Annotated in this window: 23 protein-coding genes; 8 read left to right on the top strand and 15 right to left on the bottom strand. The window is 74.1% G+C overall.

Annotation, left to right across the window (positions count from 1 at the left end; all coding sequences use genetic code 11):
• Positions 1-9 precede the first annotated feature (9 nt).
• From SRB5_RS28475 to SRB5_RS28460, 4 genes are all read right to left on the bottom strand, one after another.
• The gene (locus tag SRB5_RS28475; RefSeq protein ID WP_153456328.1) at positions 10-1,230 is read right to left on the bottom strand and encodes a vWA domain-containing protein; all 1,221 of its coding nucleotides are present in this window, start codon (positions 1,228-1,230) and stop codon (positions 10-12) included.
• Positions 1,227-2,420 (bottom strand): AAA family ATPase, encoded by a 1,194-nt coding sequence (locus SRB5_RS28470; RefSeq protein WP_323378634.1) that lies wholly within the window; start codon positions 2,418-2,420, stop codon positions 1,227-1,229. Before SRB5_RS28470 ends, SRB5_RS28475 begins: the two co-directional genes overlap by 4 nt.
• Positions 2,421-2,494: 74 nt before the next feature.
• Positions 2,495-3,796, bottom strand: a complete 1,302-nt coding sequence (locus SRB5_RS28465; protein WP_153456327.1) for a hypothetical protein — start codon at positions 3,794-3,796, stop codon at positions 2,495-2,497.
• Positions 3,797-3,927: 131 nt separating this feature from the next.
• Positions 3,928-4,554, bottom strand: a complete 627-nt coding sequence (locus SRB5_RS28460; protein WP_228390518.1) for a GntR family transcriptional regulator — start codon at positions 4,552-4,554, stop codon at positions 3,928-3,930.
• Between the two features lie 102 nt (positions 4,555-4,656).
• On the opposite strand from SRB5_RS28460, the gene SRB5_RS28455 reads away from it, so the two are divergent.
• Complete coding sequence (locus SRB5_RS28455) at positions 4,657-5,514, top strand: (2Fe-2S)-binding protein (protein WP_153456325.1); 858 nt, start codon at positions 4,657-4,659, stop codon at positions 5,512-5,514.
• Positions 5,515-5,704: 190 nt separating this feature from the next.
• Positions 5,705-6,667, top strand: a complete 963-nt coding sequence (locus SRB5_RS28450; protein WP_153456324.1) for a DUF2637 domain-containing protein — start codon at positions 5,705-5,707, stop codon at positions 6,665-6,667.
• 69 nt (positions 6,668-6,736) lie between these two features.
• Here SRB5_RS28450 and SRB5_RS28445 read toward each other — a convergent pair whose 3' ends face one another.
• Positions 6,737-8,029: a protein phosphatase 2C domain-containing protein gene (locus SRB5_RS28445; RefSeq protein ID WP_153456323.1), complete on the bottom strand. Its 1,293-nt coding sequence runs from the start codon at positions 8,027-8,029 to the stop codon at positions 6,737-6,739.
• Positions 8,030-8,242: 213 nt separating this feature from the next.
• Here SRB5_RS28445 and SRB5_RS28440 point away from each other — a divergent pair, with 213 nt between their 5' ends.
• Positions 8,243-9,247 carry a helix-turn-helix domain-containing protein gene (locus SRB5_RS28440; protein WP_323378633.1) on the top strand — a complete coding sequence of 335 codons (1,005 nt, stop codon included), beginning with the start codon at positions 8,243-8,245 and terminating at the stop codon, positions 9,245-9,247.
• Here the strand turns inward: SRB5_RS28440 and SRB5_RS28435 are convergent.
• The 6 genes from SRB5_RS28435 to SRB5_RS28410 all read right to left on the bottom strand — a co-directional run bounded on the left by SRB5_RS28435 (position 9,234) and on the right by SRB5_RS28410 (position 17,961).
• A complete protein-coding gene (locus tag SRB5_RS28435) occupies positions 9,234-10,010 on the bottom strand; it encodes a tetratricopeptide repeat protein (RefSeq protein ID WP_153456322.1) in 777 nt (258 codons plus the stop codon). The two genes, SRB5_RS28440 and SRB5_RS28435, sit on opposite strands and share 14 nt — an antisense overlap.
• Positions 10,011-10,189: 179 nt before the next feature.
• Positions 10,190-11,605, bottom strand: a complete 1,416-nt coding sequence (locus SRB5_RS28430) for a sensor histidine kinase (RefSeq protein ID WP_323378632.1) — start codon at positions 11,603-11,605, stop codon at positions 10,190-10,192.
• The gene (locus tag SRB5_RS28425; protein ID WP_153456321.1) at positions 11,602-12,273 is read right to left on the bottom strand and encodes a response regulator transcription factor; all 672 of its coding nucleotides are present in this window, start codon (positions 12,271-12,273) and stop codon (positions 11,602-11,604) included. The genes SRB5_RS28430 and SRB5_RS28425 overlap by 4 nt, the downstream gene beginning before the upstream one ends.
• 15 nt (positions 12,274-12,288) lie before the next feature.
• Positions 12,289-13,095 carry a hypothetical protein gene (locus SRB5_RS28420; RefSeq protein ID WP_153456320.1) on the bottom strand — a complete coding sequence of 269 codons (807 nt, stop codon included), beginning with the start codon at positions 13,093-13,095 and terminating at the stop codon, positions 12,289-12,291.
• Between the two features lie 135 nt (positions 13,096-13,230).
• On the bottom strand, positions 13,231-16,173 hold the full coding sequence (locus SRB5_RS28415; protein ID WP_194293057.1) for a COR domain-containing protein: 2,943 nt from the start codon (positions 16,171-16,173) through the stop codon (positions 13,231-13,233).
• Between the two features lie 93 nt (positions 16,174-16,266).
• Entirely contained in the window at positions 16,267-17,961 is a 1,695-nt protein-coding gene (locus SRB5_RS28410; protein WP_153456318.1) for a PucR family transcriptional regulator, read from the bottom strand.
• Positions 17,962-18,223: 262 nt separating this feature from the next.
• Between SRB5_RS28410 and SRB5_RS28405 the strand changes: the two genes are divergently transcribed.
• The 4 genes from SRB5_RS28405 (at position 18,224) to SRB5_RS28390 (ending at position 23,214) form a co-directional block, all read left to right on the top strand.
• The gene (locus tag SRB5_RS28405) at positions 18,224-19,114 is read left to right on the top strand and encodes an FAD binding domain-containing protein (RefSeq protein ID WP_153456317.1); all 891 of its coding nucleotides are present in this window, start codon (positions 18,224-18,226) and stop codon (positions 19,112-19,114) included.
• Positions 19,114-19,587: a (2Fe-2S)-binding protein gene (locus tag SRB5_RS28400; protein WP_153456316.1), complete on the top strand. Its 474-nt coding sequence runs from the start codon at positions 19,114-19,116 to the stop codon at positions 19,585-19,587. The genes SRB5_RS28405 and SRB5_RS28400 overlap by 1 nt, the downstream gene beginning before the upstream one ends.
• Before the next feature lies 1 nt (position 19,588).
• Positions 19,589-21,988: a xanthine dehydrogenase subunit D gene (gene pucD / locus SRB5_RS28395; RefSeq protein ID WP_153456315.1), complete on the top strand. Its 2,400-nt coding sequence runs from the start codon at positions 19,589-19,591 to the stop codon at positions 21,986-21,988.
• A 77-nt stretch (positions 21,989-22,065) separates the two neighbouring features.
• Positions 22,066-23,214 carry an XdhC family protein gene (locus SRB5_RS28390; protein WP_153456314.1) on the top strand — a complete coding sequence of 383 codons (1,149 nt, stop codon included), beginning with the start codon at positions 22,066-22,068 and terminating at the stop codon, positions 23,212-23,214.
• Here SRB5_RS28390 and SRB5_RS28385 read toward each other — a convergent pair.
• The 3 genes from SRB5_RS28385 to SRB5_RS28375 form a co-directional block, all read right to left on the bottom strand.
• Complete coding sequence (locus tag SRB5_RS28385; RefSeq protein WP_323378631.1) at positions 23,169-23,795, bottom strand: GNAT family N-acetyltransferase; 627 nt, start codon at positions 23,793-23,795, stop codon at positions 23,169-23,171. The genes SRB5_RS28390 and SRB5_RS28385 overlap by 46 nt on opposite strands.
• Positions 23,792-24,955: a ThiF family adenylyltransferase gene (locus tag SRB5_RS28380; RefSeq protein WP_323378630.1), complete on the bottom strand. Its 1,164-nt coding sequence runs from the start codon at positions 24,953-24,955 to the stop codon at positions 23,792-23,794. The genes SRB5_RS28385 and SRB5_RS28380 overlap by 4 nt, the downstream gene beginning before the upstream one ends.
• Before the next feature lie 116 nt (positions 24,956-25,071).
• Positions 25,072-25,332 carry a hypothetical protein gene (locus SRB5_RS28375; RefSeq protein WP_153456312.1) on the bottom strand — a complete coding sequence of 87 codons (261 nt, stop codon included), beginning with the start codon at positions 25,330-25,332 and terminating at the stop codon, positions 25,072-25,074.
• Positions 25,333-25,470: 138 nt separating this feature from the next.
• Here SRB5_RS28375 and SRB5_RS28370 point away from each other — a divergent pair, with 138 nt between their 5' ends.
• Positions 25,471-26,583, top strand: coding sequence for a winged helix DNA-binding domain-containing protein (locus tag SRB5_RS28370; protein WP_153456311.1), 1,113 nt, complete (start codon positions 25,471-25,473; stop codon positions 26,581-26,583).
• Positions 26,584-26,590: 7 nt separating this feature from the next.
• Here the strand turns inward: SRB5_RS28370 and SRB5_RS28365 are convergent, their stop codons facing one another.
• Positions 26,591-26,872: an SAV_915 family protein gene (locus tag SRB5_RS28365; protein WP_153456310.1), complete on the bottom strand. Its 282-nt coding sequence runs from the start codon at positions 26,870-26,872 to the stop codon at positions 26,591-26,593.
• Between the last annotated feature and the right edge of the window lie 108 nt (positions 26,873-26,980).

Here is a 26,980-nt window from a genome sequence, read left to right as displayed (position 1 = left end):
GGCCGGCCCTCAGCGGGCCGGCCCGATCTCCACCGTCCGCGCCCACTCCGGCGGCCGTGGGGCCCGGTAGCTCTGGTCCTTCCACGACGGCCTTCGCGGCCGGGCGAACACCCCCACCACCGTCCGGCACGGCGGCCGGGACTCCGGCCACGGCGTCTGCCCGTCGGTGAGCGCCACCACCACGTCCGGCCGGGTCCGCAGCGCCGCCGCGAATCCCGTCCGCAGATCCGTACCGCCCCCGCCGACCAGCGCGAAGCCCTCGCCCTCGGCGAGCGGATGCGCGATCCGGGCCGCCGCGTCGCACGACACGACCGTCACCTGATCCCGCCGCCCGCCCACCGCCCGGGCGATCGCGGCGACCTCCAGCAGCGCGCTGCCCAGCTCCTCGTCGCTCACCGACCCCGACGTGTCGACGACCACCGCCACCCGCGGCGGCCGGCGCCGCATGCTCGGCAGGATCACCCTCGGCAGCCCCGCCGCCCGCCGCGACGGACGCCCGTAGCTGTAGTCCTCCGCCGCACCGCCGCCCGACACCGCCGAGCGGACCGCCGCGCCCAGCAACTCCCGCCACGGCTGCGGCGGATGGAACACCTCCTCCGCCCACCGCTGCCAGCCCGCCGGCACATCCCCCGGCCGGCCCCGGATGCCCTCCGCCACCCGGAACCGCACGGCGTCGCGCTCCTGCGCGGTCAGCCCGTGCGCCCCGTCGCCGCCGAGGTCCCAGCCCCGGACGAGGCCGTCGGCGCCGCTGCCGCAGTCCAGCCAGACCAGATGATCGGTCCACGGACCCAGCCGGATCTGCCGCGCGTACTCCTCCATCAGCTCGCCCGCCCGCAGCCTCAGCTTCGCCGGGTAGACGGCGTCCTCGGGCTGGGGCAGCCCCTCGCCGAAGCTGTCGTCGTTGATCTCGCAGTCGGCGGCGATGTTCATCCGCAGCCGGTCCCCGGGCCCGTTCATGCCCTCCCGCAGGGCCAGCCGCTCGCCGCGCCCGTGATGGTCGCGCAGCAGATGCGACACCTCGTGCACCCACACCGAGGCCAGTTCGTCCACCGGCGTACGGTCCACGAACGCCGGCGAGACGTAGCACCGCCAGTGGCTGTCGACGGCCATCGTCGGCACGGTCCGCGACTCCACGACGTGCAGGGCGAACAGCGCCGTCGCCAGATACGGCCGCACCCGTGCGGCGTGCAGCCGCGCGGTGTACAGCTTGTCCCGGTCCAGTACGGTCATCCGCGCACCGCCGCGACCCGGTCCGCCCGCTGCGCCAGCGACACCGCCCCGGCCAGCCGTTCGATCTCCGCCGGCACGTCCCAGTCCTCCCGCCGCAGCGTCGCCAGCGTCGTCGCCGGTACGACGACCAGGTCCGGCGCCCCCGTCTCCAGCGCCCGTACGAGCAGCGCCCACGCCGCGTCCCAGCGCCCCCGCTCGGGCCGGGCGCGCACGGCGGCGACCACCCCGTCGAGCACGGCCTGACGCAGATCACCCCGCTCGGGGAGCACTGCACCCGCCGGGTCGGCCAGGAGGTCCTCCGGGTCCGGCAGGTCCATCCGGTCCATGCTCGCCAGAAGTTCCAGCCCCGGACCGTCGCCCACCGTGCCCCGTACCAGCAGGGACAGCACGTCCCGGGACGACCCGGCGGCCGTGGCGAACGCGATCAGCCGCAGCGTCATGTCCCAGCTCCGCGGCGACGGCCACGCCCCGCCCCGCCGCGACTCGCTGTCCGGCAGCCGGTGCACCAGCGGCGGGCGGGCGCCGAGCAGCCCGCACACCGCGCGCCGGGCGAACTCCACCGCCTCCGGCAGCCGCCTCGGGTCGAGCCGCGGCAGCGTGGCCCGCGGCCAGGTGCCGCCCAGGCCCCGGACGACGACCTCGTGGTCGTGGGTCCAGTGCAGGTGCACGAACCGGTTCGCGAGCGGCGCGCTCAGCTCCCAGCCGTCGGCCGCCGACGACCGCGGGTTCGCGGCGGCCACGATCCGTACCCCCGGCGGCAACCGCAGCGCGCCGACCCGGCGTTCGAGCACCAGCCGCAGCAGCGCGGCCTGCACGGCGGGCGGCGCGGTGGACAGCTCGTCCAGGAACAGCAGCCCCTTCCCGGCCCGGACGAGCCGCACCGCCCAGTCCGGCGGCGCCATCGGCACGCCCTGCTCGGCGGGGTCGTCGCCGACGACGGGCAGCCCGGAGAAGTCGGACGGCTCGTGCACGGAGGCGATCACCGTGGTCAGCGGCAGCTCCAGCTCCTGTGCGAGCCGGGTGAGGGCGGCCGTCTTGCCGATGCCGGGCTCGCCCCACAGCAGTACGGGCAGGTCGGCGGCCACGGCGAGGGTGAGGGCCTCGAGCTGGATGTCGGGGCGGGATTCGGTACGGGAGTCGCCGAGGAGGGCGAGGAGGTCGGCGGCGATGTCGAGCTGGGGAACGGTCACGTGGGATCACCTTTCGGGGTAGCGGGCAGGGGCCGTTCCGGGCAGAGGGAACGGCCTGGGGAATGAGGTCGCGATCAGCGCGTGGCGGACTTCCGGCGGTGCGGACGGCGGTCTCTGTCCGCGAGTTGGCGCACGGAGTGCTTGCGCCCGGGTTCGGCCAGTCCGGCCCGGAACAGCCCGTACGCGATACGCCGTTCGGCGGCGGCCTCCAGCTCGTCGCGCAGCGGGCCGTCGCGCAGCACCGCCGCGGGGCCGAGCAGCCCCTCGACGACGGACAGCGCGCCGGTGAAGTCGCCGTGGTCCAGTCGCTCGCGGACGTCCGTGAGCGACTGCGGGCGGCGGTGCGCCCGGTCGATGGCCCGCAGACACGGCAGCGGTGTGCCGGTCAGCGCCATCAGCAGCTCCTCCCGGCGGACCTCGGCCGGATCGTGGTCCAGCGCCGTGAGCACCCCGTCGACCAGCCCGATGCGGTGGCGAGCCCCCCGGCACTCCACGACACGCGGCTGCCCCGCGGCGTCCCGCGTGCCACCGACGTCGACCGGATCGTCCGGTGCGAGGGCGGCGGCGACCAGGGGATGCAGCTCACCGGCGGCGATCGCGCCGGCCCGCAGCAGCGCCAGGTCCGGCAGCGTCCACGTCGCCGCGTCGGGCAGCACCGGCAGCGCGGGCACCGGACCGTCCGGCGCCCCGCGTACCGTGTGCGCGCCGTCCGCGCCCACATCCACCAGCACCCGCTCCCGGGCGGCGAGCCGCACCAGCACGGAGCCGGCCGCCCGCCCCTGGTCGCGCAGGACCAGCGCGGCCTCGGCGCCCCAGCGGTCGACGGCCCGCCAGGACCCGTCACCCGCCCCGGCGCGCTCGCGCAGCTCGCCGCTGCGGCGGGTGTCCCACAAATGCCGGTGCAGGTCGAACCGGAAGCGCCGCCCCGGCCGGGCGTGCGGATGCCCGAAGGCCCCGTCCGCCGGACGGCGCGGATCCCACAGCGTCAGGCTGACGCGCTGACCGCCCTCCGCCCACGCCGGCGGCGTCCGGACGACGAGCCGCACGCCGCCCGGGTCGTAGCGGGCCAGGGGGAGGGTCAGACCGGGGCGCAGCAGACCGTCCGGGGCGATCCGCGGCAGATGCCAGCGCAGCAGGTCGGGGGCGAGATGCCGCAGATCGGCGCGGACGGCGGTGGCCAGCTCACGGCCGTACGCGTCCGCCGCGGCACGGAGATTGAGATCGACGTCCACGCCCGCGGCGACGCAGGCGCCGGCCCAGTCCCCGGCACGACGCCGGGCGGTGGCCTTCTCGATCATGGAGGGCGGCACGGCGTACGCACGCACGCGCGGCCAGAAGGAAAGCGGGGAGATCCCGTTCGCGGTCTCGGTGGGCATCAGCACTCACCTTGCGCGGACGGTTCCCCCAATCGAATAAAAGATTGAGTGGTCATCGCCGGTGAGCATAGCCCGCCGGACCGACATCGGCCAGGACCGGGGGTCCGAACACCCCCGCCGGGGGCGTCCCTTCACGCTCCGAGCAGCGTTTCGAGCAGGTCACGCACCAGGTCGGCGTCGCCGTCCGTCAGCGCCCGGAGCAGGGCGAGGCGGGCGTGCGGGGGCGACGGCGGGAGGGCGGCGCGGTCGTAGAGGTCGGCGGCGACGCGGTCCAGCTCCGGGTTGCCGGCGGGCGCCAGGAGCGCGGCGTGGAAGGCGCGGTCCGCGGCGGCGCCGGCCTCCTCGGCGAGGGGGCGCAGATACACCGGGTCCGGGGGATGCGCCGCGACGACGGGGAGGACGAGCAGCGCCCGGACCGCCGCCACGTGCGCCGCGACGGGCGGCGGGACGATCCGGAAGCCGCGGTTGGGGAGGACCTCCACCGCGCCCTCCGCCGCCAGTATCTGCATCGCCTCGCGGACGGGGGTGGCGGAGACGCCGAGGGGGGCGGCGAGCACCGGGGCGGAGTAGACCTCGCCGGGGCGCAGCCGGCCGTCCGCCAGCGCGGCCCGCAGCGCGGCCAGGGTCTTCGCCCGTACGGAGGCGCGGTCCAGCCGGACGGGGGCCCGCTCGGCCCCGCCCCGCTGCACGGGCACCCGGGCGGGGTCCCGCACCGTGCTGTCGCCGCGCGGGCCGGTCCCCGCTTCTCCGATGCTCATCGCCAGGAACCCTAGGGCACCGTGCCTCTTGCGGCACCCGGGAATCATGCAGGTAAGGTAAGCCTTACCTTGTCCGTCGCGATCTCCGGTGGTGCCGTCCGTATGACCCCGCCCCTCCCGCGGCCCGCCCCCGCCCGGGCCCACCGCTCGCCGCTCACCCCGGCGTACGCCCGGCTGGCGGAGGTCTACGGCCATCTGACCGTGACCGAACTCACCGCCGCCGACCGCGATCCGGACACCGCGGCCGGCTGGACCCCGGCCACCGAGCTCGCCGCCGGCGGGGCCGCCCTGGACGCCTTCCTGGCCCGCGACGACGAGCAGATCCTGCGCGACTACGGGCAGCCCGGCCGGCCCGACGTCGTCGCCACCTTCGGCCTCCACCGGTACGCCTGGCCGGTGTGCCTGCTGATGACGATCCCGTGGTTCCTCCACCGCCGCGTGCCGCGCCTGCCCGCGCCGGCCGTCCACGTCAACCGCGACGCGGGCGGCCTCGCCGTCCGCCCCGGCCGCTTCGCCTGCCTCCCCGGCGACCCGGCGGCGGGCGAGCCGGGCGCGTACACCGTCCCCGGCGAGGAGGCGCTGCGCGCCGAACTGCGCGCCGCCGTCGCCGAGCACCTGACTCCGGTCCTGGCCGCCTTCGGCCCGCGCACCCGGCGCCGGGGACGCGCCCTGTGGGGCATGGCGACCGACGAGATCGTCGAGGGCCTGTGGTACATCGGCAGCCTGCTCGGCGAGGAGGAGCGGGCGAAGGCGGAGGCGGGTCTGCTGCTGCCGGGCGCCGGTGCGGCCCCGTACGCCGGCGGCGCGAGCTTCCGTACGCTGACCGGCCCCGCGGGCGAGGACCTGGTCACCCGCGACCGCGCGAGCTGCTGCCTCTACTACACCCTGCGCCCCGAGGACACCTGCGTCACCTGCCCCCGCACCTGCGACGCGGACCGCGTCGCCCGGCTCACGCGATAGCCGTTCGCCTGCGCCCGTTATCGCCTGGATCAAGCGCTCCGCAGGCGAACCGCGCCAACACCACCCCATCGGGTGGATGCATCCCGAATCGCCGGGTGTACGAACCGATTCCGCCAGGATGTCGGCTGGGTTCGGGCCAGGATGCCTCCGGGGCATCACGGGGCACGAGGAGCATCGAGGGGCGCGTTCGATGGAATTCAAGGGTCTTGATCTGCTGCTGCCCGGCGTCGTCCTGCTGTGCGGCATCGGAGCCGGTGTGCTGCTGCTCCTGCGCGGCAGGAAGCCGGACACGGCGGAGGCCGACTCGTGGGAACGCAGCGAGCAGCGCCGCCGGCGCAAGGAGACCCTCTACGGCAGCCTCGCCTATCTGCTGCTCTTCTGCTGCGCGGCGGTCGCGGCGGCGCTCTCCTTCCACGGGCTGGTCGGCTTCGGCCGGCAGAACCTCAATCTGACCGGCGGCTGGGAGTACCTGGTCCCGTTCGGGCTGGACGGCGCCGCGATGTTCTGCTCGGTCATCGCCGTCCGGGAGGCCAGCAACGGTGACGCGGCGCTCGGCAGCCGGATGCTGGTGTGGCTCTTCGCCGGGGCCGCCGCCTGGTTCAACTGGGTGCACGCGCCCCGGGGCATGGACCACGCGGGCGCGCCGCAGTTCTTCTCCGGGATGTCGCTCTCCGCGGCGATCCTCTTCGACCGGGCGCTGAAGCAGACGCGCAAGGCGGCGCTGCGCGAACAGGGGCTCGTACCGCGGCCGCTGCCGCAGATCCGGGTGGTGCGGTGGCTGCGGGCGCCGCGCGAGACCTTCCGGGCCTGGTCGCTGATGCTGCTGGAGAACGTCCGTACGCTCGACGAGGCCGTCGAGGAGGTCCGGCAGGAGCGCCGGGACAAGGAGCGTGACCGGGCGGAGCAGCGGCATCTGTCCCGGCTCGAGAGGGCCCAGGTCAAGGCCCTGGAACGGGGCGGGGCGCAGAGCGCCTGGGCGGCGCCCGGCGGGCAGCAGCCGGCCACAGCCGAAGCCGCGCAGCTGCCCGCCGGGCGCCCGCGTCCGGCCGTGGAACCGCCGGCGGACCCGTCCGGTGTCGCCGACGACGAGGCGGCGCCGCGGCTGGACACGCTGGAGCAGAAACTCAAGGCGCTCGAGCAGCAGTTCGGGTGACTTGTCGGAGGGCTTACGCGCCCGGCGCCGATCAGGGCGGCGCCGGGCGCGTAAGTGTCCTACGACTCCTCAGCGTTCCCAGACGGCGGCGGCGCTGCGGTCGTCCGTATGCCCCTCGACCCGCAGTTGCAGGTCGGCGAGGAACGCCGCCAGATCCGGCGGGGTCTCGCGCCAGCGTTCGGCCAGGGTGGCCGCCAGGGCCGGTTCGCCGCGCAGCGGGGCGGCCAGGCCGGCGCCGGCGAGCAGCAGCGTGTCGCCGGGGCGGGCGACCGAGGCGCGGAAGGAGAACGGCTGTACGGGCTGACCCGCCGCGTCCAGCAGCGTCGGCGGGCTCGCCGGCGGCTCGGCGCGCGGATCGGGCACCTGGGGGCGCCCGGCGGGCTCCTCGGGCCGTGAGCCGAAGCCGACGACCGGGCCGCCGCCCTCCAGACCGCCGGGCTCCGGCTCGATGTCCTGCCAGTCGCCGTCCCGCAGCCGGAACAGCCCGCCGGGTCCGGTGCCGAAGAACACCCGGATACGGCACGCGGGATCGGCGGGGAGCAGCAGACAGCGGATCCCGGCGGTGTACTCGTCCGGGGAGTGGCCCAGTTCGGCGGCCTTCGCCCGCATCAGCCCGTACATCCGCCCCGTCAGCCGGTGCAGCCCGGACTTGAGCGAACCCCGCCGGCCCTCCCGGATGTCCTGGTCCAGCCGCGCGTGGCTGCGGCCCACGGAGCCGCCGAGCCAGAGGCAGGCGTCCCGGGCGGCGAGCCTCCCGGGCGTGCCGTCCCGGGCGCCGGTGGCGACGGCGACGAGGAGCAGGGAGCTGTCCCCGGTGCCGAATCGCGCCGTCAGCAGGGCGTCGCCGCGGGGCTCCCCGCGCTGGCGGGCGCCGTCGCCCCGGGCGGAGGCGCAGCGGAGGGTCATCGTGCCGTGGGTGGCACCGTCGAGCTCGGTGTCCGGCGTCAGGTCCGCCAGCCCGGCGGCGGTGACCGGGGGGAGGGCGGCGGGGCCGGGGGCGTGGGACGGCGGGCGGTCGTCGAGGTGTACGGGGGCGGGTCTGGGGGTGGCCTCGAACCGGGGGGTTACGGGCGCCGGCGCCGGGTCGTCCGGGGCCAGGGCGCCCGCGGTCGGGTCCGAGGCGTCGCGGCGCAGGCGCAGGGTGCTCTGCGGGGAGTGGTCGGGCGGGGGGAGCGGTGGCGCCTCCTGGGCGCCGTCCTCCTCCTCCGCCACCGTCCGTACCGCGGAGTCGAAGCGGTCGTCGATCGTGTCCCCGCCGGACGCGGGCGGCCCCGTGTCCGCGGCCCCCGGCTCGTACAGCTCGTCCCACCAGCCCTGGTCCCGGCCGGTGTTGTCCTCGTGCGCTTCCCCCTGCTGTGCCATGCCCTTATTGTCCACAGTCCGCCGCCCCCGGAAACCGCCTCGGCGATATCCGCCGCCCGAGATCCACTTCGGCGGCGGCCCCGTACCGCGATGACCTGCCGACAGGTCTTGGCAAGGGGGGAGGTCTTGGGGCGATGATGTCCCGGCGGGTTGTGCGGCCGGTCGACGCCGTGGTGAACTCCGGTGCGGTGGGGCGGGGAGGACAGAACGCACGTGCTGAACGCGATAGGTCTGGACGAGGTACAGGAGTCCGCGTACCGGGCCCTGGTCGGTCTCGGCGCCGCCGAGGTGCCCGAGCTCGCGCACCGGCTGACCCTCCCCGAGGAGGAGGCCGCGCGGACGCTGCGCCGGCTGGAGCGCCAGGGGCTCGCGGCGCAGTCCTCCGCCCGCCCCGGCCGCTGGGTCGCCGCCCCGCCCGCCGTGGCCCTCGGGGCGCTGCTCACCCAGCAGCGGCACGAGCTGGAGCAGGCCGAACTCGCCGCCGCCCTGCTGGCGAAGGAGTACCGGGCGGAGGCCTCCGAGCCGCCCGTACACGATCTGATCGAGGTCGTCACCGGCGCCGCCGCCGTCGCCCACCGCTTCCGCCAGCTCCAGCTCGGCGCCACCCGCGAGGTCTGCGGACTGGTCACCGGCAAGCCGATGGCCGTGCCCAGCACGGAGAACAGCGCCGAGGAGCAGGCCAGCACCCGGGGCGTGCACTACCGCGTGGTGATCGAACGCGAGGTGCTGAACGGCCCGGGCAGTGTGAGCGGCCTCGCCGAGGCCCTGGGCCGCGGCGAGGAGGTCCGCCTCGCCGAACGGGTGCCCACCAAGCTCGTCGTCGCCGACGGTACGGTCGCGATGGTCCCGCTGACCGGCCGCGACGCGGAGCCGGCCGCGCTGATCGTGCACGCCAGCGGGCTGCTGGAGTCGCTGACGGGGCTCTTCGAGAGCGTCTGGCAGCAGTCCCTGCCGCTCAGGCTGACGCCGGCCGACGGGTCCGGGGCGGCCTTGGTGGAGGGCGCCGCGGACGGGCCGGACGACGTCGATCTGCAGATCCTCTCGCTGCTGCTGGCCGGCCTGACCGACGCGAGCGTCGCCAAGCAGCTCGACGTCGGTCTGCGGACCGTGCAGCGGCGGGTGAAGCGGCTGATGGAGCTGGTGGGCGTCGCCACCCGGCTGCAGCTCGGGTGGCAGGCGTACGAACGGGGCTGGGTGTCCCGCGTCACGCCCGGGTGACCGTGACCCCCAGCTGCTTCGCCAGCCACGACGGCACCCCGCCGAGCAGCCGCACCAGCCGGGCCGCCTCCGCCCGCAGCCGGCCCGCCTGCGGCTCCGGATGGACGTCGGCCAGCGCCATCAGCGCCGGCGCCGTACCCACCAGATAGCCCAGCTCCTCCCGGATCCGCAGCGACTCGGCGAACAGCTCGCGCGCCTCCGCCAGCTCACCGGACTCCACGGCCAGCGCGGCCAGATGGCGGTTGATGGACGAGCACAGCAGCAGGTCGCCCTGCGCCACCGCCCCCGTCAGCGCGCGCCGGAACGCGGCCTCCGCGGCGTCGGCGTGCTTCGTCACGTGCTGCGCGATCAGCCCGCGCCGGTAGTCCAGCAGCGGGCGCCGGGGCGATCCCGGGCGCAGCAGGGCCGCCGCCCGGCCGAGCGCCGAGCGGGCCTCGTCGGAGCGGTCCCGGTCGTGGAACAGCGTGGAGACGTACGCCAGATACCCCCGCTCGCAGGCGGCCCCGCCGCGCTCCTCGTCGTCCGAGGCCAGCGACTCCGCCGCGCGCAGGGCGTCCTCGGCGTCCTGCCAGCCGGCGGAGGTGTACATGCAGCGCTCCACGAGCAGGGAGGCGCGGCGCAGCGCGGCCCCCGGATCCGTGGCCGCCTTGGGCTCCAGCAGCGCCGCCGCGTCGTCCCAGCACGCGCGGGAACGCAGCCGCCAGACGGCGCGGTCCAAGGGGTCGTCGGACATCGTGGAATCCGTGGAACCGAGCCCAGCCATGGCGGTATCCGCCACCTTGCCTCCCGAGGCGCACCGTTGAGCGTGAGAGTTGCAGATGGAGCAATGGAACTAGACGAATCTCAGCACGATGTCCGCCCTGTGGCCAAGTATCTGGGTGAAATTTTTCACAAGATCTTGACCTTGGCTGGAAATCCCTGTTGAGGGACGCGGACGCGGCGCTACCGCTTCGGGACGGCCGGATCGGCCGGTGCCGGGGGGTCCACGACGGGCAGCGTGAGGCACAGTTCGGCGCCGCCGGCCGCCGAGGGACCGGCCGTGACCCGGCCGCCGTGGGTCTCGGCGATCTGGCGGACGATCGCCAGTCCGAGACCGCTTCCGGGGAGGGAGCGGGCGACCGGGGAGCGGTAGAAGCGGTCGAAGACGTACGGGAGGTCCTCGGGCGGTATCCCGGGTCCCTCGTCGGACACCCGGAGCGTGCCCCGCGCCTCGACGCGGATTTCGACCACGCCGCCCGGGGGGCTCCATTTGAGGGCGTTGTCGACCAGATTGGCGGTCGCCCGCTCCAGGGCGTCGGGGTCGCCGTGGACGAGGCATTCCTCGAGGCCGGTACGTATCTCCGGTCCCGTCGCCCGGGCGGCGGCGCGGTCCGCGACCCGGCGGGCGACCAGGTCGAGGCGGGTGTCCTCGGTGTGGGTCTGCTCGCGGCCGTAGCGGGCGAGGTCGATCAGATCGTTCACCAGGACCGTCAGCTCGTGGGTCTGCGCGCGGGCCGCCCGGACCAGCTCGGGGGCCTGGGGGTCGTCGGTGCCGGGGCCCTCGTTCAGGAGCTCGAGGTTGGTGGTGAGGCTGGTCAGCGGGGTGCGCAGCTCGTGCGAGGCGTCGGCGACCAGGCGGCGCTGGGTGGTGACGGAGGCGTCGACGGCGGCGGTCATGGTGGCGAAGGCGCGGGCCAGGCGGGCGATCTCGTCGTCGCCCTTGGCGTCGATCCGGGCGGTCAGGTCCTGGGTGGCGGTGATGTGCTCGACGGTCCGGGTGAGGCGGTGGACGGGGTGCAGGACCCGGTCGGCGGCCAGCCTCGCGGCGACGGCGGCCAGCAGTCCGCTGCCGATGGTGACGGTGATCAGCAGGACCCGCAGCCGGTCCAGGGCGTCGCCCACCTCCGACAGGGGCACGCCGACCCGGACCAGCGTGCCGTTGGGGTCCTGGGGCACCTGTGCGGTGTAGACCCGGTATCGGACGCCCTGGTAGTCGGCGGTCTGGAAGTACCCGGCCTCCCGTCCTTCGGAGACCGCCCGGTCCCGTTCGGTGGTGGTGATGAACTCCGAGGTCGTTCCGGGGGGTACGGGGCCGGGAATGAACTGCATCAGCATGCCGGCGACGGGGGCGGGACCGGACGGGAACCGAGCCGACGTCTTTTCCGCCGGATCATTCGCCTTGTCCCCAAACAGTTGCTCGTTGGCCTGTTTCCACTTACGCGCCATGTTCTCCGAGTCGGTCACGGCCGCTTTGAGCTTGTTCCTGCTCTCGTCCTTCAGCCCCGCGCTCAGCACCGTGTACACCACCACCGAGGCCAGTATCAGCACGGCCAGCACCACCACGCCGCCGGCCAGGGTGACCCGGTTGCGCAGGCTCACGGCTCCTCCCGCAGGACGTAGCCCAGGCCCCGTACGGTCTGGATCAGCCGGGCGCCGCCGTCCGCCTCGAGCTTGCCGCGCAGATAACTCACGTACACCCACAGCGCGTTGGACGAGGTCCCGAAGTCGTAGCCCCACACCGAGTCGAAGATCAGCGTGCGGCTCAGCACCCGTTCCGGGTTGCGCAGGAAGAGCTCCAGCAGCGCGTACTCGGTACGGGTCAGCTCCAGCCGGCGGCCGGCCCGGGTCGCGCGGCAGGCGGAGGTGTCCAGCTCGAGGTCCGCGTACGACAGGACCTCGCGCGCCGCGCCGCTGCGCCGCAGCAGGGCGCGCAGCCGGGCGCGGAGTTCGTCCAGGGCGAAGGGCTTGGCCAGATAGTCGTCGGCGCCCGCGTCCAGGCCCGCGACCCGGTCGGAGACCAGGTCGCGGGCGGTGAGCATGAGGATCGGGGTGCTGTCGCCGGACTCGCGGAGCCGGCGGCAGACCTCGAGGCCGTTGGGTTCCGGCATGAGGATGTCCAGCACCACGGCGTCGTGCCGGGCACGGCCCAGCGTGTCCAGCGCCGTGATGCCGTCCGGGGCGAGCGACACCTCGTACCCGTCACGGGTCAGCGCGTGCGCCAGCGAGCGGCGCACCGCCTCGTCGTCGTCGACCACCAGTACCCTCATGCCGGACAGCCTGCCTCAGTTCTGGGAGATGGACGCGGTCTTCGTACCGTCCCCGCCGGGCTTCGTACCGTTGTCGCCGGGCTTGGACCCGCCGTCCCCGGGCTTCGAGCCGCCGTCTCCCGGCTTCGGGCACGTGTCGCCGGGCTTCCCCGGGTTGCCCGGCATGCTCATCTTGACCTTGATGAGCGCCTTCTCGAACCGCTGCGGGCTGACGCCCGCCTTGCGGGCCAGGGCGGCGAACTCGGCGCTGTGCGGGTCGACACCGCCGTGCTCGCTCAGCTTGTCCAGCGCGGTGAAGATCTGCAGGGCCAGGTTCTGCGAGATGTGGAGCTCGGCGGCCAGCGCCTTGGCGAAGGCCTTCTGGTCGGCCTGCTCGCCGCCCTTCTTGTCCTTGCCTCCCAGGACCTTGCCGGGCTTGCCCTTGCCGTCCTTGCCGCCCTTGGCGTCCCCGCCGCGCTGGTCGGCGAACACGTCCTTGGCCAGCCGGGCGGCCTTGTCGAGGGAGAAGCCGAACTCATGGGCGACGAGCGCGACGAGCCGGTCCCTGGTGGGCTTCCCGCCCTCCTCGCCGATGGCCCGCTTGACGTTCATCAGCCCCTGCTCGAGCCGCTGCGGGCTGAGCCCGTAACGCTTCGCGATCTTCGCGAAGTCGTCCCTCTTCTCCCCGTGTCCCTTCCCGGGCCCGTCCTTGCACTCCACGCTGACGACGGGCCCCTTCCCGTGCCCCCCGCTGCCGTGCTCCCCGGCGACGGCCACACCGGAGACGGTGCCGGCCGTGATGAGCGCCGCGGTCAGCGCGGCGAGCATCCTCGTACGTTGCATGACTTACCCCTCGGGTTGTCCTCCGTTGCGGACCGACCGGCCCGCCCAACCGCAAGGAGACCAGCGCCACTTGTGCGCGACTGTCGGCGAACCTTGGAGATGCCTTAGAGGGGGACCGAGGCTGCCCGGGGCGGGTCAGCGTGACTGCGGCAGGGGCTCCGACCGGGCCGAGCGGAACGGCCGGGCGTGCTCCCGGCACAGCCACAGCACGTAACCCTCGGGTGTGAGCACCTTGTTCAGCCCGCCCCACCGCTGATAGGGGTCCAGCTGGACGAGCAGCGACCGCATGACCCGGAACTCCGCCTCCCACTGGATCCGGCCGGCTCCCCGCTCCTGGAGCTCGGGCGTGTCCCCCTGCGGCGGCACCGAGTCGACGAGTGCCTTCATCAGATCGATGTCCTTCTTGAGCAGCTTGTCGAGATCCTCGGAGATCATCCCGAGCCCCGCTCCGGCGACGGGGAGCGCGTACTTCAGGACCTGGAGCACCGTCCGGGCGTACGGCATGACCGCCCGGGTGAGTTCCGCCGTGTGCCTGACGGTGTACGGCTCGTGCTCGGGCGCGGGATGCCAGGCGCCGGGCTGCTCGCAGTACAGGCGCAGGGAGAGGAAGGACTCGCGTCCCACGCCCAGCCGCCGGCGACGGTCCTCCCGGGTGATGGAGACGACGTTGGGGCAGACGACCTCGAGCGCCGACCGCCGTGCCCGCCAGGCGGCCAGCGCGGTGCGCTGCTGTTCGGCGGCGACGGACGCCTGCTGGGTCCGGACGTGCCGCAGCTGCTCGAGAAGCTCGGAGTGGCGGGCGCCCTCCTCGCCGGTCTGGGCCTCCAGCAGGCGCTGCAGGGCCCGTACGGACGAGTGGGTCTGCTCGGCCAGCTCCTCGGACTGCGTCGCGGGCGCGGTCTCGATGCCTTGCAGCAGCAGGGGCACGTCGTGGATGGCGAAGTCCTCCGGGCACTCGACCTTGAGCAGCGGCGAGTCGCGCGTCAGACGTGCCTTGAGCCGTTCGTGCGGGAACTCGTGGGGGCATTCCCTGCCGTCGGGCAGCGTGGTCGGACACGGCACCAGGCGCTGGATCTCCAGACCCGGATAGCGGCTCAGGGTCTGTTCGAAGCCGTCCTTCAGCACGGCGAAGAACTCCTGCGGATACGGGCCGCGTACCGACAGTTCGACGCTTCTGGCCTGCCGGTCCACCGTGATGAGGGCGACATGGGCACCGTCCGGGTGCCGGAGGAGGGCGCCGCTGCGCCAGTGGAGTCCGGAGGTGAAGCGGTGCTCGCGCGCGATGAACCAGGTCGGGATGCCGGGCGGCACGGTGTGCAGCCGGTAGCGCAGCCGCAGTTCGCGGCCCGTCCCGTCCGCCGCCTCCCACAGCGCGCGGTAGGCGGGCGGGTCCCAGGGCAGCAGCTCGACGACCAGGCTCGTCGTGCCCTCGGCGGTGCGGTACGAGAGGTCGAAGCGCTCCATCATCGCCACGAAGTGACGGCGCAGGTCCGGGGTCAGCTCGCTCCACAGCTGTGTCTGGTGTGCCTTGGTGAACAGGGCGCCGGCGGTGCGGACCGCGTGGGAGTCCAGGACCCGGCTGATGTAGTCGGTCACCCATTGCGGGCGCAGTACGACCATGTCGCCCAGTTCCGCGTCGCCGGGGTAGGCCAGGATGTCGCCGAGGCTGTGCAGCGCGGACATCAGGCTGAGCTGGTGGCCCGGGTCGGAGACGCCGTTCTCGCTCATCACGGCGATCAGCTCGTCCGGATGGACGTGGGTCCGCGGCACCGCCCGTACCGCCTCGGACGCGCGCAGCCAGCTGCTGGGCCAGGCCACGCCCATGAGGGGCAGCCGGGAGCAGTGCAGGGTCAGGGACTGGCGGACGTACTCGATGCCCTCGCCGGTGGCGCAGTCGGCGCTGAGGCTCTCGACGATCATGCCCGGGTACTGGGCCCGCAGATCGGCCAGCGGAAGGTCCGCGGGCCGCGGGCCGATGTGGGTGGCCACGAGGACGACCGGGGAGCGGGGCGCCCGTGCCTTGATCATGTCCAGCCAGTAGTACAGCTTGCTGGCCTCCCAGCCGATCTGCGCGTCCCAGACGAGGACGAACAGGGCGCGGTCGGTGAGGAAGAACTGGTGCGTGGCGTGATAGATCTCCTGCCCGCCGAAGTCCCAGGCCGTCAACCGCATCGTGATGTCGGGGCGGTCCGGGTGCCGCAGGTCCACGCCGTCGACCCGCAGGCCGTGCGTGCTGTCCTCGTGGGCGTCGAACGGCTCGCCGCGTACGGCCTTGAGGAGGGAGGTCTTGCCGGATCTTCCCTCGCCCACCACCACGATTTTCGAGGACCACTGCTCGGCCGGGGCGCCGGTGCGTTCGCGGAGGAAGGTGACGAGGGCGCTGGTGCCGGCGGCCACGACCTCGGGCGGGAGGAGGGACAGCGGGTTGCCCGTGAGGTGGAGGGTGCCCAGGGCCGTGAGCGCGCCGAACGAGGGCGGCAGCTCGTGGAGCTGGTTGCCGGCCAGATCCAGATAGGAGAGGCTGGTCAGCCGGCCGAACGACGCGGGCAGCTCGGCCAGCTGATTGCCGCCGAGGTCCAGGAGGCGGAGCCGGCGGAGGTCGCCGATGTTCTCGGGCAGCCGGGTCAGGCGGTTGTCGTTCAGCGTCAGCTGACGCAGACCGCTCAGCTCGCCGAGCCAGCCGGGAAGGTGCTCCAGCTCGTTGTGGTGCAGCGCGAGCACCTCGAGCGAATCCGGTCCGCGCAGCTGCGGCGGAAGATCGCGGATTCGGTTGTGCGCGAGCTTCAGCTGGGTGAGCCGGCGTAACCGCTCCAGCCAGATGGGCAGGTCGGGGAGCTCGTTCCACGTCAGGTCGAGGGTCTTCAGCCCGGTGAATCTGGCGATCCAGTCGGGCAGCTCGGTGAGCCGGTTGCGGGCCAGCACGATGCCGGTGAGACCCGTCCGGGTGGTGCTGACGCTCGCGAGTTCGCCGACCTCCTCGGGCACCTCGGTCAGTCCGAGATCGCTGAGGTCCAGCCGGTGACTGCGCCGGGCCTCCGCCATGCGTCTCGAGATCTCTCCGGCCCGCCCGCCGTCCATCAAGGAATCCCCCCGATTCGATGTGTGGGGGGCCATGTTGACGTGACCGGACGCCCGGCGTCCGGGAAACGGCGGAAGTCTGCGGACGGGTTGTCAACTCATGCGCAGCGCCAGGAAGAAGTCCAGTTTGTCCTCCAGGTGGGAGAGGTCGCGGCCCGTCAGCTGTTCGATGCGGCCGACGCGGTAGCGCAGGGTGTTGACGTGCAGGTGGAGGCGGGTGGCGCAGCGGGTCCAGGAGCCGTCGCAGTCGAGGAACGCCTCCAGGGTTTCGACCAGGTCGGCGCGGTGGCGGCGGTCGTAGTCGCGCAGGGGGTCCAGGAGGCGGGCGGTGAAGGCGCGGCGGACGTCGTCGGGGACGAAGGGGAGGAGGAGGACGTGGGAGGCCAGTTCCTCGTGGCCCGCCGCGCAGACGCGGCCGGTGCGGGCCGCCGCGACCCGGCGGGCGTGGCGGGCCTCCTCCAGTGCGCCGCGCAGGCCCTCCGAGGAGTGCACGGGGGCGCTGACCCCGATCGTGAGGCGGCCGTCGTCCGCCAGGCCGCGGCCGAGCGGCTGGCCCACGGCGGCGAGCAGGGCGTCCGCCCGCAGCGCGGTGCCGCCCTCGTCGCCGGAGCCGGAGTCGGAGGCGGACGCGGCGGCCAGGGCGGCCGTGGGGGAGAGGGACGGCAGCGGCACCAGGGCCACCGCCTCGTCTCCCGTCTGGGCGACGGCGATCCGGTCCGCGGGCTCGGGGCCGTACGCCGCCGGGTCGAGCAGGATCTCCTCCAGCAGCGCCTGCGCCGGCGGCCCGCCCCGGGTCTGTCCGCCGTCCCACTCGAGGCGGGCCACGACCACCTGCCACTGCGGCGCCGCCCCGAGCCCCGGCAGCAGCACCGGTACGGCGACCCGCAGCCGGGCGGCGATCTCCGCCGGCGGGGCCCCCGTCAGCACCAGCTCCACGACCTCCTGCGCCAGCCGGCGCCGTACCGTCCGGGCGGCGTCCCGGCGCTCGCGCTCCACGGCGATCAGCTGCGTCACCCCGTGCAGCAGGTCGAGCCGCTCCTTCGGCCAGTCCCCGGCGTCCGCCTCGACGGCCAGCAGCCAGTCGGACAGCGCCGTCTCCCGCGGGTCCCGGGCGCCGTCCCGGACGGGGAAGAGCGAGTACACGGTGGCGCCCAGCCGCGTCCGGTACGGCCCGCGCCGCCCCCGCCGGACGGCCGTCAGATGCTCCCCCGCCAGGGCGGCGCGCACCTCCGGCGGCAGCGGCCGGCCGCCCTCCGCCGTACCGGCGATCTGCCGCCCGGTGGGGGACAGCACCCACGCCCGCAGGTCCAGGTCGGAGCCCAGCAGATCGAGCACCGCCTGCGGCCCGCCGCCCGCCAGCCCCGACGACATCAGCCGCCGGTGCCGGTCCACCACCGCCGCCAGATCACCGGCCCGCTCCCCGGACACCTGGCGCACCACGTGCTCGGTGATCGTGGCGAACGCCACGTCCTCGCTCACCGCGAAGAGCGGCAGCCGGTGCCGGGCGCACGCCGCGACGAGGTCGTCCGGCACCCCGGGCAGCTCCGCCTCACCGGCCGCCAGCCCGGCCACCCCGGCCGCGTCGAGGATCCGTACGAACGACTCGGAGTCCTCCGGCCCGTGCCGCCAGGCGAGTCCCGTGAGCACCAGCTCCCCGCCGTTCAGATACCGGCCGGGGTCACGCAGATCGGTGGTCATCACCCCGCGCACCGGGCGGTCCAGCTCGTCCTCGCCGCCCAGCAGGCGCAGGCCGAGGGAACCTGTCTCCAGCAGCGTGCGGAGCCTCATGATCGTGCCTGCCGTCCTTGCCTGAGGGGCGTGGGGGGTTGCCCGACGCTCCGGCGATCTACCAGAGACGAGGCGCCGTGTCGCCTCTTTCGTTCGAATCTACAAGGGTCGTGGTGCCCCCAGCCAATCGCTTCATGTTTTCGGTGACTGCACCGGATGGGTGAGTCCCCGGTGTACTGGGCCCCCGAAGCGTGTACAGGAACAGGAACGGCCCCGTCCGCGGGCCCTCGTACGGATCTACGAGACTCGAGAAGAGAGCCACATGGAATTCCTGCGCCCTGCCACCTGGCAGGAGGCGCTCGCCGCGAAGGCCGCCCACCCGGCGGCCCTGCCCATCGCCGGCGGCACGGACGTCATGGTCGAGATCAACTTCGATCACCGCCGCCCCGAGCACCTGCTGGACCTGACCCGGATCGGTGAGCTGTACGAGTGGGAGGCGGCCGGCGACACGATCGCCCTCGGCGCCTCCGTCCCGTACGCGCGGATCATGACCGAGCTGCGCGACGACCTCCCCGGCCTCGCGCTCGCCGCCCACACTGTGGCCTCCCCCCAGATCCGCAACCGCGGCGGCGTCGGCGGCAACCTCGGCACCGCCTCCCCGGCCGGCGACGCCCACCCGGCGCTGCTGGCGGCCGGGGCGGAGGTCGAGGCGGAGTCGGTGCGCGGCAGCCGCCGCATCCCGATCGACGAGTTCTTCACCGGCGTCAAGCGCAACGCCCTCGCCGACGACGAGCTGATCCGCGCGGTGCACATCAGGCGCGCGGCGGGCCCCCAGCAGTTCTCCAAGGTCGGCACCCGCAACGCCATGGTCATCGCGGTCTGCGCCTTCGGCCTCGCCCTGCACCCCGACACCCGCACCGTCCGCACCGGCATCGGCTCGGCGGCCCCCACCCCCGTCCGGGCGATGGCGGCGGAGGGCTTCCTGAACGCGGCGCTGGCCGACGGCGGTTTCTGGGACGACCCCCGGACCCTCACGCCGTCGGTGGCCCGCGAGTTCGCCGAGCTGTGCGCCGGCGCCTGCAACCCGATCGACGACGTACGGGGCAGCGCGGACTACCGCCGGCACGCCGTCGGAGTCATGGCCCGCCGCACCCTGGGCTGGGCCTGGGAGTCGTACCGCGGCACCGGCCGCACCGAACGAGGAGCGGCCTGATGCGCGTCACCATCACCGTCAACGGCCAGCAGCAGACGGCCGACGACGTCTGGGAGGGCGAGAGCCTGCTGTACGTGCTGCGCGAGCGGCTGGGGCTGCCCGGTTCGAAGAACGCCTGCGAGCAGGGCGAATGCGGCTCCTGCACGGTCCGGCTGGACGGCGTGCCGGTCTGCGCGTGCCTGGTGGCCGCCGGGCAGGCCGAGGGCCGCGAGGTCGTCACCGTCGAGGGGCTGGCCCAGGGCGAGCGGCTGTCGCCCGTCCAGCAGGCGTTCGTGGACGCCGGCGCCGTGCAGTGCGGGTTCTGCACCCCGGGCCTGGTGGTGGCCGCCGACGAGCTGCTGGAGCGTACGCCGTCCCCGTCGGACGGGGACATCCGCGAGGCCCTGTCGGGCAACCTGTGCCGCTGCACCGGGTACGAGAAGATCATGGACGCGGTACGGCTGGCGGCCGCGCGCCGGCAGGAGGCGGTCTGACATGTCCGAGGTCACCCGGATCCCCACCGACCTGGTCCAGGGCGCCACCGGCCACGCCGGTGTCGGCGCCTCCACCCTGCGCCCCGACGGCGTGCTGAAGGTCACCGGCGAGTTCGCGTACTCCTCGGACCTGTGGCACGAGGACATGCTGTGGGGCCACACCCTGCGCAGCCCCCACGCCCACGCCGAGATCGTGTCCCTCGACATTTCCGAGGCCCTCGCGCAGGCCGGCGTCCACGCCGTCCTCACGTACGACGACCTGCCGTCCGACGTGAAGCACTACGGCCTCGAGTGCCGGGACACCCCCGCGCTGGCCGACGGCGTCGTCCGCTACCACGGCGAGCCCGTCGCGCTGGTCGCCGCCGACCACCCGGAGACCGCCCGGCGCGCCGCCCACAAGATCAGGGTCGAGTACCGCGAGCTCCCCCTCGTCACCGACGAGGCCACCGCCACCGCCCCCGACGCCCCCGTCCTGCACCCGCACCGCGAGGACGGACACGCCGCCCACGTCCCGCACCCGAACATCCTGCACCGCCAGCCGATCGTCCGCGGCGACGTCGCGAGCGCCGCCGCGCGCGCCGACGTCGTCGTCACCGGCGACTACGAGTTCGGCATGCAGGACCAGGCCTTCCTCGGCCCCGAGTCGGGCCTGGCGGTCCCCGCCGAGGACGGCGGCGTCGACCTGTACGTCGCCACCCAGTGGCTGCACTCCGACCTGCGCCAGATCGCCCCCGTGCTGGGCCTGCCCGAGGACAAGGTCCGGATGACGCTCTCCGGCGTCGGCGGCGCGTTCGGCGGCCGCGAGGACCTGTCGATGCAGATCCACGCCTGCCTCCTCGCCCTGCGCACCGGCCGCCCGGTCAAGATGGTCTACGACCGCTACGAGTCCTTCTTCGGCCACGTCCACCGCCACCCCGCGCGCCTGCACTACGAGCACGGCGCCACCAAGGACGGCCGCCTCACGCACATCAAGTGCCGCATCGTCCTGGACGGCGGCGCCTACGCCTCCTCCACCCCGGCCGTTGTCGGCAACGCCGCCTCCCTCTCCGCCGGCCCGTACGTCGTGGACGACGTGGAGCTCGAGGCCGTCGGCCTGTACACCAACAACCCGCCCTGCGGCGCGATGCGCGGCTTCGGCGCCGTCCAGGCGTGCTTCGCGTACGAGGCGCAGATGGACAAGCTGGCGGCGGCGGTCGGCATGGACCCGGTGGAGTTCCGCCGCCTCAACGCCATGTCGCAGGGGGCGGTGATGCCGACCGGGCAGCGCGTCGACTCCCCGGCGCCGGTCGCCGAACTCCTGCGCCGGGTCAAGGCGATGCCGATGCCGCCGGAGCGCCAGTGGGAGAGCGCGGGCGGCGCGGCGGACGTGCGGGCGCTGCCCGGCGGGCTGTCGAACACCACGCACGGCGAGGGCGTCGTACGGGGCGTCGGCTACGCGGTGGGGATAAAGAACGTCGGCTTCTCCGAGGGCTTCGACGACTACTCCACCGCCCGCGTCCGGCTGGAGGTGCTGAACGGCGAGGCCGTCGCCACCGTGCACACCGCGATGGCGGAGGTCGGCCAGGGCGGCGTCACCGTACTGGCCCAGATCGCCCGCACCGAACTCGGCGTCCAGCAGGTCACGCTGATCCCCGCCGACACCCGCGTCGGCTCCGCCGGCTCCACGTCCGCGTCCCGGCAGACGTACGTCACGGGCGGCGCCGTGAAGCACACCTGCGAGGCCGTCCGGGAGCGGGTGCTGGAGCTCGGGCGCCGTACGCAGGGCACGTACCACCCGGCGTGGGCGACGGCCGAGCTGCTGCTGGAGGGCGGCAAGGTCGTCACCGACGGCGGCGAGGTGCTGGCCGATCTGGCGGAGCTGCTGGCGGACGGGGAACCGGTCGACATCGAGCTGGAGTTCCGCCACCGGCCCACCGAGGCGTTCGACGTGCGGACGGGGCAGGGGAACGGGCACGTCCAGTACGCGTTCGCCGCGCACCGTGCGGTCGTCGAGGTGGACACCGAGCTCGGGCTGGTGAAGGTCGTCGAGCTGGCCTGCGCCCAGGACGTCGGCAAGGCGATCAACCCGCTCTCCGTCGTCGGCCAGATCCAGGGCGGCTCGACGCAGGGGCTGGGCGTGGCGGTGATGGAGGAGATCCTGGTCGACCCGGCGACGGCGAAGGTACGCAACCCCTCCTTCACCGACTACCTGATCCCGACCATCCTCGACACCCCGCCCATCCCCGTCGACGTGCTCGAACTCGCCGACCCGCACGCCCCGTACGGCCTGCGCGGCGCGGGCGAGGCACCGACGCTGTCGTCCACCCCGGCGGTGGTCGCCGCGATCCGGGCGGCCACGGGGCTCGACCTGACGCGGGTCCCGGTCCGTCCGGAGGCGCTGACGGGGACGCGGGGGGACTGATCGCCGCAGGGGCGGGGCCGTCGCGCGCGGCATCGCCTACATTGCGGGAAAGCGTTCACGGTGAGGAGTGGGACCGGATGCTGGACATCGCCGCCGAGCTGACCGAGTGGATCGCCGACGGCCGCGACTTCGCGCTCGCCACGGTCGTCGCGGTCGGCGGGTCCGCGCCCCGCCAGCCGGGGGCGGCGCTGGCCGTCGACGCCGGCGGCACCGCCGTCGGCAGCGTGTCCGGCGGGTGCGTGGAGGGCGCGGTGTACGAACTGTGCCAGTCGGCGCTGGAGACCGGGGAGACCGTGCTGGAGCGGTTCGGGTACTCCGACGAGGACGCCTTCGCCGTGGGTCTGACCTGCGGCGGGGTCATCGACATCCTCGTCACCCCGGTACGGGCCGCCGACCCCGCGCGCCCGGTGGTCGCGGCGGCCCTCGCCGCGGCGACGGCCGGGGAGGCGACGGCGGTGGCGCGGCTGGTGAAGGGGCCGGCGGAGCTGCTGGGGCGGGCGGTGCTCGTGCGGGCCGACGGGACGGCCGAGGGGACGCTCGGCGGGCATCCGGAGCTGGACCGTACGGTCGCGGGCGAGGCGCGGGCGATGCTCGACGGCGGGCGGACCGGGGTCGTGGAGATCGGGGCCGAGGGGAGCCGCTGCGGGGAGCCGGTGCTGGTGCTGGTGGAGTCGAGCGTGCCGCCGCCGCGGATGATCGTGTTCGGGGCGATCGACTTCGCCCGGGCGCTGGTCGGCGTGGGGCGGTTCCTCGGCTACCGGGTCACGGTGTGCGACGCGCGGCCGGTGTTCGCCACGCCGGCGCGCTTCCCGGAGGCCGACGAGGTGGTCGTGGCGTGGCCGCACGAGTATCTGGAGTCCGCGACGGTGGACGGGCGGACGGTGCTGTGCGTGCTGACGCACGACGCCAAGTTCGACGTACCGCTGCTGAAGCGGGCGTTGCGGCTGCCGGTGGCCTACGTGGGCGCGATGGGCTCACGCCGTACGCATCTGGACCGCAACCGGCGGCTGCGCGAGGAGGGCGTGACGGAGCTCGAACTGGCCCGGCTGCGCTCGCCGATCGGCCTCGACCTGGGCGCGCGCACCCCGGAGGAGGTCGCGGTGTCGATCGCCGGGGAGATCGTGGCGGCCCGCCGCGGCGGCACGGGGGTGCCGCTCACGGGGGCGCACACGCCGATCCATCACGATCCGGCGGCGGTGGCCGGGCGAATCGAGGACGTGGCCTGACCGGCCAGGACGGCGGCCTCGGCGGGGGTGGCCCCGCGCTTCCAGTCCGGGCCCAGGGCGGCGTACGTGATGACGTCGTGCCAGATCCCCTGGGTGCAAAAGAGCGAGCGGACGGTGGCCTCGCGGTGCAGGCCGACGGCGTCCATGATCCGGTGCATCGCGCGGTGGTCGGTGCGGTGGCCGGCCCAGACCCGGTGCAGGCCGAGCGGGCCGAAGGCGTACGCGGCCAGCAGTCGCGGCGCCTCGTGGGTGTGGCCGCGGACGGGGCTGCCGGGGAGCACCGCGAGCCCGGTGAGCAGGGCGTTGCTGCCGTAGTCCTCGACGAGCAGGCCGCAGGTGCCGAGCATGGTGTCGTCGTCGGGGGTGCAGACGGCGAGGGTGTACTTCCGGCGCGGCTCGGTGTGCCGCTGGGCCAGGCAGTGGCTGAACGCGGCGGCGGCCTGGCGGGTGTCCATCCGGTCCGTGCCGAGGTAGCGGGTCAGGACGCGGTGGGTGACGATCCGTTCGTAGACGGGGTAGTCGGCGGGGTGGAGTTCCCGCAGCCGCAGATGGTCGCCGTACAGATCGGGCACGGCGGTCACCGGACGGCTCCGGCGGCCGGCAGCGGGCGGGGGAGCACGGGGGCGACGGCGGGGATGAGCTCGTCGAGGTCCGTGTAGTAGCGCCCGGAGGGGACGGGGTGGCCCAGCAGGATGCGCCGGGCGGTGTCCGTGACCAGGGCGCCCCCGAGCATGACGCCGCTGGCGAGCTGGGGCCAGCTCGACAGGGTGCGGCCGATCCGGCCGAGGGCGGACGTCATGGCGGGGCTGAGGCGGGAGGTGTCCACGATGTCGAGCAGCAGGGAGACCAGGGCGGCGTCGTCCAACTCCCGTACCTCGTCGGCGGTGATGGCGCCGATCCGGCCGTGGCACAGGGGCCGGTCGGGCTCCAGGTCGAAGCGCTCGACGTCGAGCAGCCCGCGGTCGTTGGTGTCCATCAGGACGGGGATCCGGCGCCGGCGCGCGTGCTCGCGGACGGCGATCTTGGCCCAGGGCTGGTCGCACTCCTCGACCACGAGGTCGAGGCCGGCGCCCCGGCCGAAGAAGTCGTCCACGGTCGACTCCGTCAGTCCGGCGCGGTGGATCTCGATGTCGAGGTACGGGTCGATCTCGTACATCGCCCGGGCGCACAGGACCGTCTTCTCCGTGCCCAGATCGTGGACACCGGCGCGCAGCCGGTTGAGGTTCGACAGGCCGAGCCGGTCGAAGTCCGCCAGCCGAAACGATCCTGCGGTGCCCTCCATGGCGCACGTCAGTGCGGCGCTGCTGCCGACGGACAGCCCGACCACGCCGATCCGGCGGGCCAGCAGCGACTCCTGCTCGGCCCGGTTGATCTTGCCCCGGTTACGGTCCGTGCGCACCAGCCGGAACTCGTCCCGCGGCAGGACGTGCACCAGCCGGCCCGACCAGGGGTAGAACGCCCAGGTCCCGTAGGCCCGGAGAGGGAGCCCGCCGCGGGCCCGCGCGGTGGCCTCGGCGAGGGTGCGCCGGTCGAACCGGACGCCGGGATGGCGACATCGGACCAGCTCATCGAGCTGCTGGTCGATCGTGTCGTGCACCTCGCGGACCTCGGGCGAGGCGGTCAGCGCGCATAACGTCGCGTCGTCCAGCGGATGGGACGCGTCGAAGAGCAGGGGCTGATACGTGTCGTGGCCGTACGGGATCTCGGGCGAGACCGCGGACGGCGGGAGTGCTGTCGTCACGGACAGTCAACCTAGCAACGAACGCGGACGGTAAGGGTTTTCCGTTACTCCATGGGCGCAACAAAATGATATTCGGTCGCGGCCGGGCGGCCCCCGGGCCCGCTCCACCGGCCGCGTCAGGCCACCAGCACCCGGAACAGATAGTGCCGTTGCTCGCTGACGGCGTCCGCCTGCTCCCGCAGGTCGGCCTCGGTGAAGTCGAGCCCGCACCACTCCGCCGCCTGCCGCAGCAGCGGGAGTATCTCCTCCCGGGGCAGCCCCCGGTACCCGATCCGCACCTCCTCGTAGAACTGCCAGTACGGCTCCAGCCGCACCGTCCCCGCCTGCACCGCGAGCCGCTCGATCTCCTCCTGACCGAGCGTGACCAGATATGCCACAGCCCCTCCCGATCTCCCGGCGGGCCGCGCGAACACCGGCCCGTACCCGAGAAGTTAGCGGGAGGGTCTGACAATCGGCTTCCGCGGCACCGGCCATCGCGGACGGAAACTGTCCGCAATGCCTCCTACGGTGGGCACATGACGAAGACATCCGGCCCGACCAGGGTCCTCACCCGCCGCGAGCTCAACCGGGCGACCCTCGACCGCCAGCTGCTGCTGCGCCGCGTCCGGATGCCCGTGCCCGACGCCGTCGAGCACCTCCTCGGCCTGCAGGCGCAGAACACCAAACCGCCCTACCTCGCCCTCGCCGCCCGGCTGGACGGCTTCTCCCGGGACGAGCTCAGCGAGTTGATCGAGAGCCGCCGCGTCGTCCGTATCCCCGCGATGCGCTCCACCGTGCATCTGATGACCGCCGCCGACGCCGTCGTCCTGCGGCCGTTCAGCGGCCCGGCGCTGGAGCGGGAGCTGAAGATGTTCCGCAAGGGTTTGACCGGCGTCGACCTGGACGAGCTCGCCGCACTCGCCGGCGAGCTGACCACCGGCGGCCGGACCGCCACGATCAAGGAGATCGCCGAACGCCTGCTGGAGCGCTGGCCGGACGCCGACCCCCTCGCGCTGAAGATCGCCGCACGGGCCCGGCTGCCGCTCGCCCAGGTGCCCCCGCGCGGAATCTGGGGCCGGGGCGGTCAGGTCACCGTCGCGACCCTCGACTCGTACACCGGACTGCCCCTCGACCCCGCGCCGGACGCCGTGCGGCTCGCGCGGCGCTATCTCGCCGCCTTCGGCCCCGCGTCCGTCCAGGACCTCCAGGCCTGGTGCGGTGTCACCCGGCTGCGCCCGTACGTGGAACAGCTCCGCCCCGAACTGCTGGTGTTCCGCGACGAGAACGGCACCGAGCTCTTCGACCTGCCCGGTGCCCCGCGCCCCGACGCCGACACGCCCGCGCCGCCGCGCTTCCTCGGCGAGTACGACAACGTGCTGCTCTCGCACGCCGACCGCTCCCGGGTGATGGACCGTGAGCTGTGGCGCGAGGTGTCGGCGCGGCGCTACTCCTACGGCACGTTCACCGTCGACGGCTTCCTGCGCGGCCTGTGGCGGATCGCGGAGGACGGCGGGACGGCCACCCTCGCCGCCGAGACGTTCACGCCCCTGACGGGCGCCGAGCGGGCCGCCGTCGAGGAGGAGGCGGCGGGCGTGCTGCGGCTGGCCGCGCCCGGCGTACGGCACGACCTGCGGTTCAGCGACGTGTGACGGGGGGTCAGCAGGACGCCGCGAGGGGGCCGTCCGCCACCGTGTGCGGTGCGCCGGCCGTGAGCAGCGGGTCCACGGTGAGCCGGGCGGCGCCCAGCGGGGCGGCCAGCGACCGGACGGCCTGCTCGGCCAGCCGGATCCATGGCTGGGCGGGACCCAGGGCCCGGCGCAGCGCGGACTCACTGGTGAAGGCCACCGCCGTGCGCGTCCCCAGCGGCGTACGGAACATTCGCAGCGTGCATCCACCCGAGGCGCTGGTGACGGGGACGAACAGCAGCTGCTGCGCCATGGGGGTCACGATCCTTCGGTTATGGGCGATGTCCGACCATCCGACGGTACGCCCGGGCCGTACGGATGAGAAATGCGGGTCCGGCATGCGAGACATGGAAATTGGGTG

Source organism: Streptomyces smaragdinus, assembly GCF_009604385.1.
Lineage (GTDB): Bacteria > Actinomycetota > Actinomycetes > Streptomycetales > Streptomycetaceae > Streptomyces > Streptomyces smaragdinus.
The sequence above is the reverse complement of the archived record's forward strand: the minus strand, read 5'-3'. Positions and strand labels throughout refer to the sequence as shown.